Raw genomic sequence first — 15,700 nt, 5'->3', positions numbered from 1 at the left:
TGAGACCAGGCGGGGCTGTGGACCTCGCCTCGTCGACCTTCTCTGTGTACGCATTCGAGGAGCTCCGCGACGAGCTGGCCAAGCTGGAACAGGCTCGACTTCTGCTTCCGGGCGCAGGCGCCGATCTGCACCTGCTGGGCGGCGAACTTGATCGCGCTGCCCGCAACCGCCTGTCGAGCCGCTACCTTGCTGCGTCGTGCGCCGAGTGGCTGGCTCGGCGGGCCGAGATGCGGCATGCGGCGTTCCACGCTCTTCCCCAGGGTGTTCTGGTTGCCCGCGCGGGTTCGGGTGAAGTGATTTCGCTGGCCCAGGGCTCTTTCGGCTTCGATCGTGCCGGCCTCGGCCTGGCCCCTGGTAATCCGTACACGTCGATCCTGCGCTCCGACAACGAGAGCGAGGCGGCCGCTCTCGCTCCTGCACTCTTCGAGGCGATGTGGGAGAGCACGCCCGCTTCTCTTGAAGCGGGCCCGCTGCTGGAGCAGATGCGTGCCCTCGGGCGCTATCGCGACCCGGAGCGCATTTACCACCTCATGCTCCACCATCTGTTTAGCGCTGCTGGCGGGGAGCTGGACGAGGACACGGTCATCGATGCGAAGACCGGCATCCACGACACCGTGGTGTGGGGAAAGCTGTACAAGTTCCAGCGGGACGGCGTCATCGGTGCGATCGACAAGCTGGATCGCTACGGCGGCTGCATCATTGCGGACAGCGTCGGCCTGGGGAAAACCTTCGAGGCGCTCGCCGTGATCAAGTACCACGAGCTGCGCAACGACCGGGTGCTAGTACTCTGCCCGAAGCGGCTGCGAGACAACTGGACGATGTACACGGCGAACGACCGCCGAAACCTCCTCGCTGCAGATCGCTTCAATTACGACGTGCTCAACCACACCGATCTGTCCCGTGAGTCCGGCAGCTCGGGCGACATCGACCTTGCGCACGTCAACTGGGGTAACTACGACCTGGTGGTCATCGATGAGTCGCACAACTTCCGCAACGCCAACTCTCCGAAGCAGAACGGCGAGACTCGCTACGACCGCCTGATGCGCCAGATCATTCAGGAGGGCGTGAAGACCCGCATCCTGATGCTCTCGGCCACCCCGGTCAACAACCGGCTTGCGGACTTGCGCAACCAGATCGCCTTCGCTACCGAGAACGACGACACGGCCTTGGCGCCGTACGGTATCGCCAGCATCGCCGAGACCGTACGCGTCGCGCAGCGCCAGTTCAAGCGGTGGCAGGAACTTGGCCCAGAGGGGCGTACCCCAGCCCTACTCGTGGACATGCTGGGCTTCGACTATTTCACGCTGCTCGACATGCTGACCATCGCCCGCTCGCGCAAGCACATCGAGAAGTACTACGGCACTGCCGAGACTGGATCCTTCCCCGAGCGCCTCGCGCCGCTCAACGTGAAGTCGGATATCGACACACAGGGTGACTTCGGTGCCATCGGGGAACTCAACGACCAGATCCGCAAGCTCAATCTGGCCGCGTACTCGCCCATGCACTACCTGCGACCGGACAAACGGGCCGAGTACGCCGATAAGTACGCGACTCGCCTGAAGAGTGGCAAGGGTAGTTTCCAGCAGGCCGACCGAGAGCAGAGCCTGGTCAACCTGATGAGGGTGAACATCCTCAAGCGGCTGGAGAGTTCCGTCCACTCCTTCCGGTTGACGGTGAGCCGGCAGCTGGAGCGCATCGACGCGCACCTGGGTGCGATCGACCGCCACGAGACCTACTACCGCTCTGACTCTCTCGACGAGGAGGAGCGCGACGACCTGCGCTCGGACGAGCTGGCGATCGGTGGTGGCAAGATCAGGGTTCTCATCGCGGACATGGACTTGATCCGCTGGCGCCAGGACCTCCTGGAGGACCATGAGCGCCTCTCCGCGATGCTGTACCGGGCCGAGCAGGTGATACCAGAGCGTGACGCGAAACTAGGCCACCTTAAGCAGCTGATCGCGGACAAGGTTCGCAACCCCGTCAACCCGGGCAATCGCAAGGCCATCGTGTTCACTGCTTTCGCGGACACCGCCGCCTATCTGTATGAAGAGCTCGCCGAATGGGCGCGGGCCGAACTCGGCGTCGAGGCTGGCTTGGTGACGGGATCCGGGAATAACCGCACCACGCTCAAGCTGCGCCGCGATCTTCCCGGCATCCTCTCTGCGTTCTCCCCGCGCTCGAAGCAACGCCCGGACGACCTGGCTGGAGAAGGCGAGCTCGACCTGCTCATTGCCACGGACTGCATCTCCGAGGGCCAAAATCTGCAGGACTGCGACTGGCTCGCGAACTACGACATCCACTGGAACCCGGTGCGTATCATCCAGCGGTTCGGCCGCATCGACCGCCTCGGTTCGCGCAGCGCTCGGATCCAGCTCGTCAACTTCTGGCCGCAGATGGACCTGGAGGAATACATCGGCCTCGAGCAGCGAGTCACGGGCCGCATGGTGCTCCTCGACATCTCCGCCACCGGCGAAGAGAACGTCATCGAGACCAGTGTCGGCGACCCGATGAACGATCTCGAATACCGGCGCGCACAACTCCTCAAGCTCCAGGACTCCGTCCTCGACCTTGAGGACCTGTCGACCGGTGTGTCCATCGCTGACCTCACCCTCACCGATCTGCGCATCGACCTCGCCGATTACGCTAAGCGACACCCCGGCGAGCTGGATGCGGAGCCACTCGGAGTTCACGCGGTCGCGGACGCCGATGGTGACGTCCCACCCGGACTGATCTTCTGCCTACGTGCCGAAGGCCAGGCTGCCGATCGGGCCGTGCAGGCCGGCGACCCACTTGCCCCTCACTACCTCATCCACGTCGGGGAGGAGGGGGTGGTGCAGCTCAGCCATACCCAGACCAAGCGCATCCTCGACCGGGTGCGCAGGGTCAGTGCCGAGCAGGGCCAGGTTGACCCGGGGCTCACCGCGCTGTTCGACGCCCGGACCCGGCGCGGCGCCGACATGGGGGTAGCCCGGAAGGCCCTTGCTGCCGCTGTACGCTCCATCACTGGCAAGGAGGAAGAGCGCGCGGTTGCCAGCCTGTTCAGCCTGGACGGCACCCAGGCCGCTGCCGCAGGAGGCTTCGCCGGGACCAATGACTTCGAAGTACTCGCCTTTCTCGCCGTTTTGCCCAGTGTCGACGCCGAACTTGTCGGACCCGCCACACACGACGACCAAGAAGCCCAGCGATGACTCCGGACGACGTGGTCGACGCTCTTGGGCTGCCTGCCGACTGCGCTGTGGATGTCCGGGTGCCCAAGACTCAGTTGCAGGCGCACTCCGACTTCAGCGCCGCTGATCGGCGGTTGCTGCAGGATGGCATCGACACCCTGCGCTGGGCCGCCGCGATACGCCCTGATGCCGTGGGAATCCCTGCGTACACGGCCCCGGATGGCAGTCGGCGCATTCCAGAGCTCCACGTCATGACTCTGCGGGCCCGGACCGGAACCAAGCTCACTCGCATGGAAGAACTCCTCCATCGAGCCGTGCCATACCCGATCCTGCTCGTTAGCGAACAGGAGTCCGGACCCCGTGTTTCGGTTGCACTCAAGCGCATGTCACATGGTCGGAACGATGAGGTCACATTGGACAGTCCGCCTGTGACCGCTTCCGTCGGAGACGTCCCCGCGCCGGTGGGCGATGCTTTCCTGAGCGCGCTGCCGCTCGACCGACAACCGCGCAGCGACCTCAGCACGGTCTACGAGGGTTGGCTGGCCTCCACGGTTGCCTTGCGTGTCGCTGCGGCGATCGGAGAGTTTGCGCTCGCGGGCACCTTGGATGCGTCACAGACCCAGCTGACTGCCCTGACGGAGAGCAGCCGACTCGAGGCAGAGATCAACAAGCTGGTCACCCAGATCAAGAAAGAGAAGCAGATCCCTCGCAGGATCGAGCTACAGGATCAGATCAAGGTGAAGAGGATCGCTTTGTCAGCGGCGCACGATAAGTTGCGTCTGGCGTAGTAACGCAGCAGGTACGAAGAGCACGGTCAAGAAGAGGGCACCGGGTGAGCCGGACGGTGCCGTAGTGAAGCAGGGGACGATCAGGGTGACGATGCACACGGTTGAGCCGGGGGACCCGGAGACCCACTCCAAGGACCTCGTGGCGGAGAACCTCGAACAGCTCCGGAAGATCTTCCCGTCTGCCTTCACAGAGGGCAAGGTTGACTTTGAAGCGCTGCGCGAGCTGCTTGGCGACGCCGCCGATGACGGCGACGAGAAGTTCGGGCTGACCTGGTTCGGCAAGCGCAACGCCCGCCGCATTGCCCTCAAGCCGAGCACAGCGACCCTCATGCCGCGCCCGGATGAATCGTTGAGCTGGGACAGCACCCAGAATGTCATGATCGAGGGCGATAATCTTGAGGTCCTGAAGCTCCTGCAAAAGAGCTATGCAAACCAGGTCAAGCTCATCGTCATTGACCCGCCATACAACACCGGAAAGGATTTCATCTACCCGGATAGCTTCCAGGACGGCGTCCAGAACTACCTTGAGCTCACAGGCCAGACTGGCGTAGATGGAACACGGCTGAGCAGCAACTCCGAGACCTCTGGGCGTTACCACAGCGCCTGGCTGGACATGATGTATCCCCGCCTTTTCCTCGCTCGACAGCTCCTAAGCGAAGACGGTGCAATTTTCATCTTTATCGATTCCACCGAGGTGGCCAACCTTCGCCTTATTTGCGATGAGATCTTCGGTGGCGATTGCTTTGTCATCGACCTGATCTGGCGGAAGCGTGATGGGGCCCCCAACGATCGAACTGTCGGCTCCGTGCACGATCATATCCTGGTGTATGGGAAGGGGTTGGCGCCTAATTCAACACGAACACTAGCCGAAGAGCGTTTCAACCTCATGCCGCGCACGGCCAAGGCAGATGCGCAGTATCAGGTTTTTCGTGAGCCGGGTGGCCCGGATCCGCGAGGCGCCTTCCGTAAAATTGACACGACGGCTAATGCCAAAGGGGGACGCGACGTTGCTTCACTCCACTATGGCCTAACTAACCCGCATACGGGAGAGGTGGTCTACCCTCGCGAAGGCACTTGTTGGCGCCATTCGCAGGAAGAAATGGAGCGACTGCAGGCTGATGGGCGACTTTATTGGGGTGTTAATGGCACAGCCACCACCCCTATGCGGAAACTGTACCGCTCTGAGGCTAAAGATGGTATGACAACCCCCTCAATCCTCCCGGACATGCCATTTAATCAGCATGCCGCCCGAGAATTGGAGGTGCTATTTGGGAGAAAGTCCATCTTTGATACACCCAAGCCTGTGGATCTCCTGCGTCTACTGATCCGCATCGGTAGCAATCCGGGAGATATTGTCATGGATTTCTTTGCGGGATCTGGATCGACGGGTGAGGCGGTACTGAAGTCCAACTCTGAGGGTGCTGGAGACCGCCGCTTTATTCTTGCCCAGCTTCCGGAGCCGACGGGGTTCGGTGACTTCGCCACGATTGCGGACATCACGCGTGCTCGTTTGCGGTCGTCCTCTCAAGCGGCCGCCAGCACTTCGAGTACGGCGGACACCGGTTTTCGGTCATTCTCGCTGGGTGCAGGAAATATTGTTCGTTGGGATACCTCCCGGCAAGATTTTGAGCAGCAAGCGTTCGAGCAGATCGATAACATCCGTGAAGACCGTGCGGAATGGGACGTGCTTTTCGAGCTGCTGCTGAGTCAAGGACTCGATCTCGCTTCGTCCGTGGAATCGCGCGTGTTTGCCGGCACCCAGGTATTCGCGACTGGCGGGGGCCTACTCTTCGCCTGCCTTCCCCCCTCCGGTTCAATTAATGCAGGTAATTCGGAGGAGATTGCCAAGGGCATCATTTCTTGGCGTGACGAGCTGCAACCTGAGGCGGACGTGACTGTCTTCCTTAAGGACGCAGCCTTCGGCGACGACATTGCCAAGGCGAACCTCGTGGCGATCCTCGAACAGCACGAGTCCCCCTTCGTCGTGAAGAGCCTGTGAGCCGAGGGGACGTCAAGATGAAAAAGCCCAAGCTTCATTTCGATTCCGAGCTGCCGCATCAGAAGGCGGCCGTGGATGCGGTGTGCGATCTATTCCACGGGCAGGAGAGCGGACACAGCCTGTTCACGGTCAGCGGAGACAACGACGACCTGTTCACGCCCGTGGCCGGCGTCGGGAACCGGCTGCGAATTCTTCCTGATCAGGTGCATGCGAACCTGAACGAGGTCCAGGAGCGTAATGGTCTGCCGCTCTCCCCGTTGTCTGATCTGGCGGACGAGCGCGACCTGAACTTCACGATCGAGATGGAGACTGGCACCGGCAAGACGTATGTCTACCTGCGCACGGTCTACGAGCTGAACAAGCGTTACGGCTTCACGAAGTTCATTGTTGTCGTGCCGTCCGTGGCGATCAGGGAGGGTGTCTACAAGTCGTTGCAGATCATGGAGGACCACTTCAAGGCCCTCTACGACGGCACCCCGCTGCACTACTTCCCCTACGACTCGGCGCAGCTGGGCCAGGTGAGGAACTTCGCCTATAGCTCCAGCATCGAGCTGATGATTGTGACGGCCGCCGCGATCAACAAGCAGGCGACCGCGAAGATCTATCAGCCCAGTGAGCGGACCGGTGGAGAGGCGCCGATCGAACTGATCAAGCAGGTGCGGCCGATCCTCATCGTGGACGAGCCGCAGAGCGTGGACGGCGGTCCCCAGGGCCGGGGTCGGCAGGCGCTGCGCACGATGGCCCCGCTGTTCAGCCTGCGCTATTCGGCGACGCATGTCGACGTGTTCAACATGGTCTACAAGTTGGACGCCATTGACGCCTACCAGGCGGGATTGGTCAAGCAGATCGAGGTGGCCGGCGGTACCGTGGAGCACGCGCACGGCCGACCCTACATCCGCCTTGAGAAGGTCAGCACGCGCAAGAACGACTACACGGCGACCGTGGAAGTCGACGTGATGAGGTCCGGGCGCGTCGTGCGCCAGACGCAGAGAGTCAACCCCGGAAGTGACCTTGGGGCGATCACCGACAACCGTGTTTACGAGGGCCTGTTGGTCGGCGACGTCACGAAGAACCGTGGGAGGAGTGAGCCGGGGTTCATCCAGATCCATGGCGGCGGAATCGACGAGTACCTCAGGGAAGGCGAGGCTTACGGCGACATCCCGGTGCTCGAGCGGGCACGGCATCTGATCAACAAGACCATCCGAGTGCACCTTGATCGGGAACTGGAGCTTCGTTCCAGGGACATCAAGGTGCTGAGCTTGTTCTTCATCGACCGGGTGGACCGCTACCGCGCCGAGGATTCGGATGGCGCTCCGGTCCCGGGCGAGTACGCGAAGATCTTCGAAGAGGAGTATGCGCGGCTCCAGCGCAACCCCCGCTACTCGACCCTCTTCGGCGGGGTGGATCTCGACTCCGAGCCGAGCGCCGTCCACGAGGGCTATTTCGCTCGCGACGCCAAGGGCAGGCCCAAGGACATCAAGGAGGGAGCGGCCCAGGACGGTGCGGACGCCGAGCGCGCGTATGACCTGATCATGCGGGACAAGGAGCGCCTGCTTAGCCTTGACGAGCCGGTGAAGTTCATCTTTTCCCACTCGGCACTTCGAGAGGGCTGGGACAACCCGAACGTCTTCCAGATTTGCAGCCTGCGTGAGATGGGCACCGAGCGGCAGCGTCGGCAGACCATCGGTCGCGGTCTACGTCTCGCTGTGAATCAGGAGGGTCAGCGGCTCCACGGCTTCGACGTAAACACCCTTACGGTCGTTGCGACTGAGAGCCTGGAGCAGTTCGCCACCTCTCTGCAGACCGAGTACGAGCAGGACGCCAAGGTCAGCTTCGGTCGAATCGAGCCGCATCAGTTCTCCAGCCTCCTCCTTCCCGACGGTGACGGAAAGCGCCTGGGCAGCGAGGGCTCGCAGCGGCTCTTCGCTGCTTTGCAGGAGGCCGGTTACATCCAGAGCAACGGCAAGATCGACATGCAGCTGCTCCAACAGGCTCTCGCAGAAGACACGTTCACGCTGCCTGAAGAGTTCGTCGGCCTGGAGACTGCAGTGGTGGAACGGCTCCAGCAGCGCGCCAAGGGTGTCACAATCAACGACCGGGATGAACGACGCACGGTCAAGGTCCGTAAGCAGGTCTTCGAGAACCCGCAGTTCCACGAACTGTGGAACCGCATCAAGCAGAGGACCACCTACCGGGTGGACTTTGACACGGAGAAGCTGATCGCGGACGCAGCGGGGGCTCTAAAGGAGGCCCGTCAGATTCTGCCTGCTCGAATGGTGTGGACATCAACGACGCTGGCCATAAGCGAGCGTGGCATCGAAACCGGCGCTGCAGCGACCTCGGCTCCGCAACTGGTCGACCAGGGAGACATCCCGCTGCCAGATATCCTCGGCGAACTGGCTGAGCAGACCAAGCTGACCCGACGCACCATCCATCGGATCCTTTCTGAGAGTGGCCGCTTCCGGGATTTCCAGCGCAACCCGCAGGAGTTTGTGTCCCTCGCCGTCGAGAAAATCACGGAGGCTCGGCGTGCGGCGCTTGTCGACGGGATCAAGTACGTCAAGCTCGGAGAGAGCGACGTCTACGCCCAGGAGCTCTTCCTTACCGAGGAGCTGCACGGCTATCTCGGCAAGAACCTGACCCCTGCGGCGAAGAGTGTCTACGAGGAAGTTCGCTACGATTCCGAGACCGAGCGGAAGTTCGTCGAGGATCTGGAGTCGGCGAGCGACGTCGAGGTGTACGCCAAGCTCCCGTCCTGGTTCAAAGTCCCCACCCCGCTCGGCACATACAATCCGGACTGGGCTATCGTGCGTCGCCTTCCCGACGGTGAGCAACGCCTCTACCTGGTGATAGAGACCAAGGGCACCCAGCAGGAGAGCCTTCTCCGACCGGAAGAGCTGGGAAAGATCAAGTGTGGGCGCAAACACTTCGAGGCCCTGGGTACCAATGTCACCTTCGAGCAGACGGATGTCTGGGGCCACGTGACGTTCACCGCATGAGAGATGCCCTGTGGTGGGACGGGCGTCCGTCCCGCCACAGGCACCTCAGCTTGCAGCGCGCCACAAGGATTTGCGGGAGCGCTGCGTGAGCGGATGGGGTGGCACAGGATGGATCGGACGGCACGCAGGTCTTGGCCGCACGCTTCTGACCAGCGAAAACGAGAGCGCGTGGCACGGTCCAGCACCACCCGGGACGATCATGCAAGCCCTCGTAATGCGTAGGTCTCGGGTTCGAATCCCGAAGGCGGCTCTGTGGAAGCCTCAGGACTCACTCGCCGTGACCTGGGGCTTTTGCTTTTGGCCGACAGGCGGTGGCAGCGCGTCCGTCGGCCTCGTGGGGAGCGTCGGACGGGGCGTGTGCGGTGAGGCGCCGGCCGGGGCAGGGGCACGTGGAACACATCGACACGGGGGATGCCGGTATGACCACCGAGCACGGGGGACACACCACAGCCGACGCGGGGGGCCTGCCCGGCCCGCTCGTCGGCGCGGACCTGCTCGCCGAGTGGCTCACGAGGCCGGGGACCGTGGTCCTCGACGCCTCGGTGGGCGCGCACCGCGCGGCCGGCCGGCGCATCCCGGGGGCCCGGCGCTTCGACATCGACGGCGCGCTGTCCGACCACTCCGTACCGCTGCCGCACACGATGCCGGGGGCGGCGGAGTTCGAGGAGCGGATGCGGGCCCTGGGCGTGGACGGCACGGACACCGTCGTCGTCTACGACACCGCGGGGATCTACTCCAGCGCCCGCGCCTGGTGGATGCTCCGCGCGATGGGCTTCGACCGCGTCGCGGTGCTCGACGGAGGACTGCCCGCCTGGGAGGCGGGCGGGTACCCGGTGGAGGAGCGTGAGCCGGGAGACGCCGGGCGGGCCGGTGACTTCACGGCCCGCCCGCGCCCCGGGGCTCTGGTCGGCAGCGACGCGGTCGTGGAGGCCCTGGCCGACCCGCGCGCGGCCGTTCTCGACGCGCGCTCCCGTGAACGGTTCGCCGGTACGGCGGCCGAGCCCCGGCCGGGGCTCCGCGGCGGCCACATGCCGGGGGCGGTGAACCTTCCCTTCGGCGCGCTCCAGAGCGACGGCCGGATGCTCCCGGCGGAGCAACTCCGCGCCGTGTTCCAGGCGTCGGCGGGGAGCCGGGAGCGGCTGGTCGTCAGCTGCGGGTCGGGCGTCACGGCGTGCGTCCTGGCGCTGGGGGCCGAACTCGCCGGGTACGGCGAGGTGTCCGTGTACGACGGGTCCTGGAGCGAATGGGGCCTGCCCTCGGAACTCCCGGTCGAGACGGGCCCGCAGCCGGTTCTGGGTCACGAGACGAGCCCGTAGCCCGTAGCCCGTGACCGTTCGGCGTCATGAGTCCGGCCCGTGGAGGGCCGGGGGTCGAGGGCACGAGCCCGGCCCATGACCCGCCGTCTCACTCGCGGGTGCCCGCCAGCTCGACGGGCCGCGTGCGCAGGGCGGCGAGCGCGGGGAGCACCGCGGAGAGCGCTGCCGCCGCGGCACACGCGGCCAGGACCGCGCCGACGCCCGCCCAGGGGACGGACACCGGGGAGCTCACCGCGAGGAGCTCCAGGGCGCCCTTCACCCCCAGCAGGTTCACTCCGGCCACCGCTCCTCCCAGGACCGCTCCCACCGCGACCACCAGCAGCGCCTCGACCGCCACCAGCCGGAGCACCTGGGCCTTCGTTGCACCGGTGAGCCGGAGCACCGCCAGGTCGCGGACCCGGTCCGAGGTGGCCATGACCAGGGTGTTCGCCAGGGCGATCCCCGTGTACAGCAGGGCGATGCCGAGGATGAGCAGCAGGCCCGCCCGGGTGTTGCCGCCGGTGCTCGGGTGGTGCGCCTCGACCCAGGCCTCCCTCGTCATCACCGGGGTGTCCGTGTCGCGTCCCGCCTTCTCCAGGAGGGCGCGGACGGCCGAAGGATCCGCTCCGTCGAGGAGTTTCACGTCGACACGGTCGATCTCGGCGCCGGCCGCGTTCGACGGGGTCACGTAGACCCCGTTGCTCCCGGTGCCGGTCCGCATCACGGCCGCGACGCGGAGCGACACCGTGCGGCCGTCGCCCAGCCAGACGCTCACGCGGCGGCCCACCGCCCGCGTCTCCCACTCCTCGTTGACGATGACGGAATCGTCGTCCAGGTCGCTGATCCGGCCGGCGACGAGGGGCAGACGGGCGGTCGCCGCCAGGGCCGCGGGCTCGGCCGCCCGTGCCTCCGAGGAGATGAGCGCGGTGCCCTCTTCGAGGACGGTGACCCCGGTGGAGCGGGAGGCACTGGTCACCGTTCCGGGAACGCTCCGCACGCGCTCCACGAAGCGGGGGTCCAGCGGGCCGTCCCCGCCGGCCACGTAGTCCACGCCCGAGACGGTGGCCGCCGCCTCGGCGGCCTTGCCCTCGTTGATCGTGGCCACCGTGCCGAGCAGCGAGCCCGCCAGCGCGACGGTGATCAGGACCGGGGCGGCGACCGCGGCGGTACGGCCGGTGCTCGTGGACGCGTTCTGCCGGGCCAGCAGGCCGGTGGCGCCGGGGAGCCGGGCGGGCAGCCAGGTGAGCAGCCGTGTCAGCGGCCGTGCCAGGAGCGGTGCGAGCAGCGCGACGCCGACGATGATCCACATGGGCTGGAGGATGTACGTCTTCCGCTTCAGCACGTCCCCGGGGTCGGTCGCCAGGGACCAGCCCAGCAGCCCCAGCCCGGTCAGCAGGACGGCGGCGCCCGTCAGGAGGCGGCTCAGCGGGATCCCTCCGGTGTCGACGGCGGCGTCACGGAGCGCCTCCACGGGCCGGATCCGGCCCGCCCGGTGGGAGGAGACGGCGACCCCGGCGAGGGCGACGAAGAGCCCGGCCCAGAAGGCGGTGTGCAGCGGCCAGGTCGCGTCGCCGACGGCGAACCAGGCCGGGGCGAACCCCTCGTCGACCAGCCGGCGGGCCAGCAGGGGTGCCGCGGCCCGGCCGAGCAGGCAGCCGGCGGCCGATGCGAGGGCACCGATCACGAGGGCCTCGACGACGACGGTGCGCCGCACCTGGCCCGGTGTGGCGCCCGCCGTGCGGAGCAGCCCGAACTCCCTTCGGCGCTGGGACACCGCGAAGGAGAACGTCGAGGCGACGACGAAGACCGAGACGAAGCCGGTGATGCCGGCCGCCGTGCCGAGCAGGGCGTTGACGGCCGTCAACGCCTCGCTGTCCCGGTCGGGATCGGGGTCGGCCCGGTGCCGGGCGTCGCCGGTGAGCACGCTCATGCCCGGGAACCGCCCGGTCAGCTGCCGCACGGCGTCCGCTCCGGCGTGCACGGCCACCGCGTCGACGGCCGGGTGGAGGCGGGCGGCCTCGGCGTCGTCGAAGAACACCGCCGTCTCCGACCCCGTGCCCGCCACGGTGCCGACGACCGTCCGGGTGCCCGTTCCCCCGGCGGTGCCCGGGGTGGTGATGCGGATGCGGGCACCGGCCCGGAGGCCCGCCGCGGCGTCCTCCGTCACGACGACCTCACCGGCCGCGCCCGGAGCACGGCCCGAGGTGAGGCGGTACGGGGCTTCGCCGGCGACGGACCAGGGATGTCCGACGGCCTCCGTGCCGGCCAGGCCGACGGCGAAGGAGCGGTCCTCGGCCGTGCGTCCCAGCGCGGAGAGCCCGTCGGCCAGGGCTTCCGGGACCGGGCGGGGATCGGTGAGCCGGGCCGTCCGCTCCCCGACGGGGGTGGTGACCCGGAGGGTGTCCGACGGCGCCACCACGACCGGCGCCCCGGCGAAGCGTTCCGGTGCGTGCTCCGGTGCGTCGAAGGTCGCGGCCAGGGCCAGGCCGGTCATGGCGATGAGCCCGACACCCAGGGCGAGGGCGACGAAGGAGCCGATGAAGGTGACCCAGCGGGTCCGCATGGAGCGCAGGGCCGTAGTCAGCACGGGACCACCGCCAGGGCGGTCATGCGCGCGGCGACCTGCTCGGCGACCGGGTCGCACAGCTCGTCCCGTACCGCTCCGTCGGCCAGGAACACCACACGGTCCGCGTACGAGGCGGCCACCGGATCGTGCGTCACCATGATCACGGTCTGGCCGGCGTCGGCCATCGACCGCAGCAGGGCCAGGATCTCCCGCCCCGTACGGGAATCGAGTGCGCCGGTCGGCTCGTCACCGAAGAGCACCTCGGGGCGGGTGACCAAGGCCCGTGCCAGGGCGACGCGTTGCTGCTGGCCGCCCGAGAGCTCGGTGGGCCGGTGCCGGGCCCGGGAGCCCAGGCCGACCCGCTCCAGCACCTCGCGCACCTCGGCGCGCCGGGGTCTGCGGCCCGCGAGCCGGAGGGGGAGCGCCACGTTCTGCTCGGCGGTGAGGGCGGGCAGCAGGTTGAAGGCCTGGAAGACGAATCCGATCCGCTCGCGGCGCAACAGGGTCAGCTTCCGCTCGCTCAGCCCGGTCATCTCCGTGTCCCCGAGGAAGACCCGGCCGGACGTGGGCCGGTCGAGGCCGGCCGTGCACTGGAGGAGGGTCGACTTCCCCGAACCGGACGGCCCCATGATCGCGGTGAAGGAGCCGCGGGGGAGGGAGAGGCTGACTCCGGCCAGCGCGGTGACCGCGTCGGCGGCCTTGCCGAAGGACCTCGTGACGGCGTCGAGCCGGATGGCTGCGGGGTGCTGATTCATGGGTTCCAGCCAACCCTCGGCGTGCGGCGCCCACATCGCAGCGAGGAGGAGTCCTCGGGGTGGAGCCGGCTCCACCTCCGTCCCCCCGCTCGCCGGGTGGTGGCGGACGGCCCTCGCTGTCTACCGTGCGGCCCATGAGCTCACTCACCCTCCGGCAGGCCCTCGTGGGGCGCCGTTACCTCCTCGGCGGCTGGCCGTGGCGCGCGGCCCTGTACCTGCTGAGCGGCGTCCCGGCCGGGATGGTCCTCCTCGTCTCCGTCCTGCTGCTGGCGGCGGTGGGCGGCGCCCTCGCCCTCGTGCTCGTCGGCCTTCCCCTCCTGCTGGTGCTCGCCCTCATCGGCATACCGGTGGCCGCCGTGGAGCGGCGCAGGCTGCGGCTGGTCGACCCCGTGCCGCTCGGTGATCCGCACCGGGCCCCGGCGCGCGCCGGTCTGGGGGCTTGGCTGCGGACCCGGCTGCGGGAGCGGGCCACCTGGCGGGAGCTGGGGTACGCCCTGCTCTTCGCCGGGGTGCTCTGGCCCCTGGAGGCCCTGGTCGTCGGGGGCGTACTGGCGGTCTGCGGGGCCCTGCTGGCGACGCCGGTCGTCATGGCGGCCGTCACCGGCGGCGAGGAGGTGCGGGTGCTCAAGCTGTACCTCGCGGACTCGTATCCGCAGGCCTTCGCCCTGGCCCTGCTCGGACTGGTGCTGCTGCCGGTCCTCGCCCATCCGCTCGGGTGGGCCGCGGTGGCGCGCGGGGCCCTGACACGGGCGATGCTGTCGGGGGGTGCCGACGGACTCGACGCCCGGATCGAGGAGTTGGGACGCTCACGGATGCGGCTGGTGGACGCCTTCGAGGCGGAGCGCCGCCGCATCGAGCGCGATCTGCACGACGGGGCGCAGCAGAGGCTGGTCGCCCTGTCGATGACGCTCGGGCTGGCCAGGCTGGAGAGCCCCGCCGAGCCGCTGGGCGGACTGCTGGCCAAGGCGCACGAGGAGGCGGGGGAGGCGCTGGTGGAGATCAGGGAGCTCATCCGGGGCATCCACCCGCGGGTCCTCACCGACCGCGGTCTGGCCGCGGCGGTCGAGGACGTCGCCGACCGCTCGGCCGTACCCGTCGAGGTGGACCTCGACCTGCCGGAGCGGCTCCCGCGGCCGGTGGAGACCGCCGTGTACTTCGCGCTCTGCGAGGCGCTGGCCAACGTGGCCAGGCACAGCGGGGCGAGCCGGGCGTGGGTGACGGGACGGGACGACGGGGAGCGGCTGACCGTCGAGGTGCGGGACGACGGTGCCGGGGGTGCGGCGACGACCGGGGGCACCGGGCTGCAGGGGGTCGCCGACCGGCTCTCCGTGCTGGACGGCAGGCTGCTACTGTCCAGCCCGGCCGGGGGGCCGACCGTGTTCCGGCTGGATGTTCCCCGGGCCCCCGCTCACCTGGTCGAATGAGGGTTGGATGCTGCGCATCGTGCTGGCCGAGGACAGCGTGCTCCTGAGGGAGGGCCTCGTCGGCCTGCTGGAGAGGTTCGGCCACCAGGTGGTGGCCGGCGTCGGCACCGCCGGTGACCTCACCGCCGCCGTCGCCGAACACGGCCCGGACATCGTCGTGACGGACGTGCGGATGCCGCCCGGCTTCTCCGACGAGGGGCTCAGGGCCGCCGTGGCCCTGCGGGAGACCCGGCCCGGGCTGCCCGTGCTGGTCCTCAGCCAGTACGTCCAGCGCGCGTACGCCGAGGAGCTGCTCGACTCCTGCGACGGGACGGGCGTGGGCTACCTCCTCAAGGAACGCGTCGGAAAGGTGGAGGAGTTCGTCGACGCGCTCCACCGGGTCGCCGAGGGCGGGACCGTCGTCGACCCGGAAGTGGTGCGTCAGCTGCTGAGGCACCGCCGCGACCCTCTGTCGCGGCTGACGGCACGGGAGCAGGAGGTGCTGGCCCTGATGGCGGAGGGCCGGTCGAACGCCTCGGTCGCCAAGGCGCTGACGGTGAGTGAGGGCACGGTCAGCAAGCACTTCGGCTCGATCCTCACCAAGCTCGACCTCTCCCTCACCGACGCGACGAACCGCCGGGTCCTGGCCGTGCTCGCCTACCTGCGGAAGTGAGCCCCGCCCGGCCGGGAGCGCTCCGCGACAAGGGCGCGGAGCGATCTGCCGGCCC

9 protein-coding genes are annotated in these 15,700 nt (G+C 67.6%); 7 read left to right on the top strand and 2 right to left on the bottom strand.

Annotation, left to right across the window (positions count from 1 at the left end; genetic code table 11):
* The first annotated feature begins 17 nt into the window (after nt 1-17).
* The 5 genes from OG488_RS17165 to OG488_RS17145 all read left to right on the top strand — a co-directional run bounded on the left by OG488_RS17165 (nt 18) and on the right by OG488_RS17145 (nt 10,269).
* On the top strand, nt 18-3,188 hold the full coding sequence (locus OG488_RS17165; protein ID WP_329230229.1) for a helicase-related protein: 3,171 nt from the start codon (nt 18-20) through the stop codon (nt 3,186-3,188).
* Nucleotides 3,185-3,955 carry a DUF4391 domain-containing protein gene (locus OG488_RS17160; protein ID WP_329230228.1) on the top strand — a complete coding sequence of 257 codons (771 nt, stop codon included), beginning with the start codon at nt 3,185-3,187 and terminating at the stop codon, nt 3,953-3,955. Before OG488_RS17165 ends, OG488_RS17160 begins: the two co-directional genes overlap by 4 nt.
* 139 nt (nt 3,956-4,094) lie before the next feature.
* Nucleotides 4,095-5,954: a site-specific DNA-methyltransferase gene (locus OG488_RS17155; RefSeq protein WP_329230226.1), complete on the top strand. Its 1,860-nt coding sequence runs from the start codon at nt 4,095-4,097 to the stop codon at nt 5,952-5,954.
* Between the two features lie 17 nt (nt 5,955-5,971).
* Complete coding sequence (locus OG488_RS17150) at nt 5,972-8,953, top strand: type III restriction-modification system endonuclease (RefSeq protein ID WP_329230225.1); 2,982 nt, start codon at nt 5,972-5,974, stop codon at nt 8,951-8,953.
* Nucleotides 8,954-9,372: 419 nt separating this feature from the next.
* The gene (locus OG488_RS17145; protein WP_329230224.1) at nt 9,373-10,269 is read left to right on the top strand and encodes a sulfurtransferase; all 897 of its coding nucleotides are present in this window, start codon (nt 9,373-9,375) and stop codon (nt 10,267-10,269) included.
* An 88-nt stretch (nt 10,270-10,357) separates the two neighbouring features.
* On the opposite strand, the gene OG488_RS17140 is transcribed toward OG488_RS17145, so the two are convergent.
* Nucleotides 10,358-12,835: an ABC transporter permease gene (locus tag OG488_RS17140; RefSeq protein ID WP_329230223.1), complete on the bottom strand. Its 2,478-nt coding sequence runs from the start codon at nt 12,833-12,835 to the stop codon at nt 10,358-10,360.
* Complete coding sequence (locus OG488_RS17135) at nt 12,829-13,569, bottom strand: ABC transporter ATP-binding protein (protein WP_329230221.1); 741 nt, start codon at nt 13,567-13,569, stop codon at nt 12,829-12,831. Before OG488_RS17135 ends, OG488_RS17140 begins: the two co-directional genes overlap by 7 nt.
* 134 nt (nt 13,570-13,703) lie before the next feature.
* Between OG488_RS17135 and OG488_RS17130 the strand changes: the two genes are divergently transcribed.
* Together OG488_RS17130 and OG488_RS17125 are read left to right on the top strand one after the other, a co-directional pair.
* Nucleotides 13,704-14,993 (top strand): sensor histidine kinase, encoded by a 1,290-nt coding sequence (locus OG488_RS17130; RefSeq protein WP_329230219.1) that lies wholly within the window; start codon nt 13,704-13,706, stop codon nt 14,991-14,993.
* A gap of 7 nt (nt 14,994-15,000) precedes the next feature.
* Nucleotides 15,001-15,645, top strand: coding sequence for a response regulator transcription factor (locus OG488_RS17125; RefSeq protein WP_329230218.1), 645 nt, complete (start codon nt 15,001-15,003; stop codon nt 15,643-15,645).
* Nucleotides 15,646-15,700: the final 55 nt, after the last annotated feature.

Source organism: Streptomyces sp. NBC_01460 (assembly GCF_036227405.1).
GTDB lineage: Bacteria > Actinomycetota > Actinomycetes > Streptomycetales > Streptomycetaceae > Streptomyces.
This window is presented reverse-complemented; position numbering and strand designations above follow the sequence as displayed.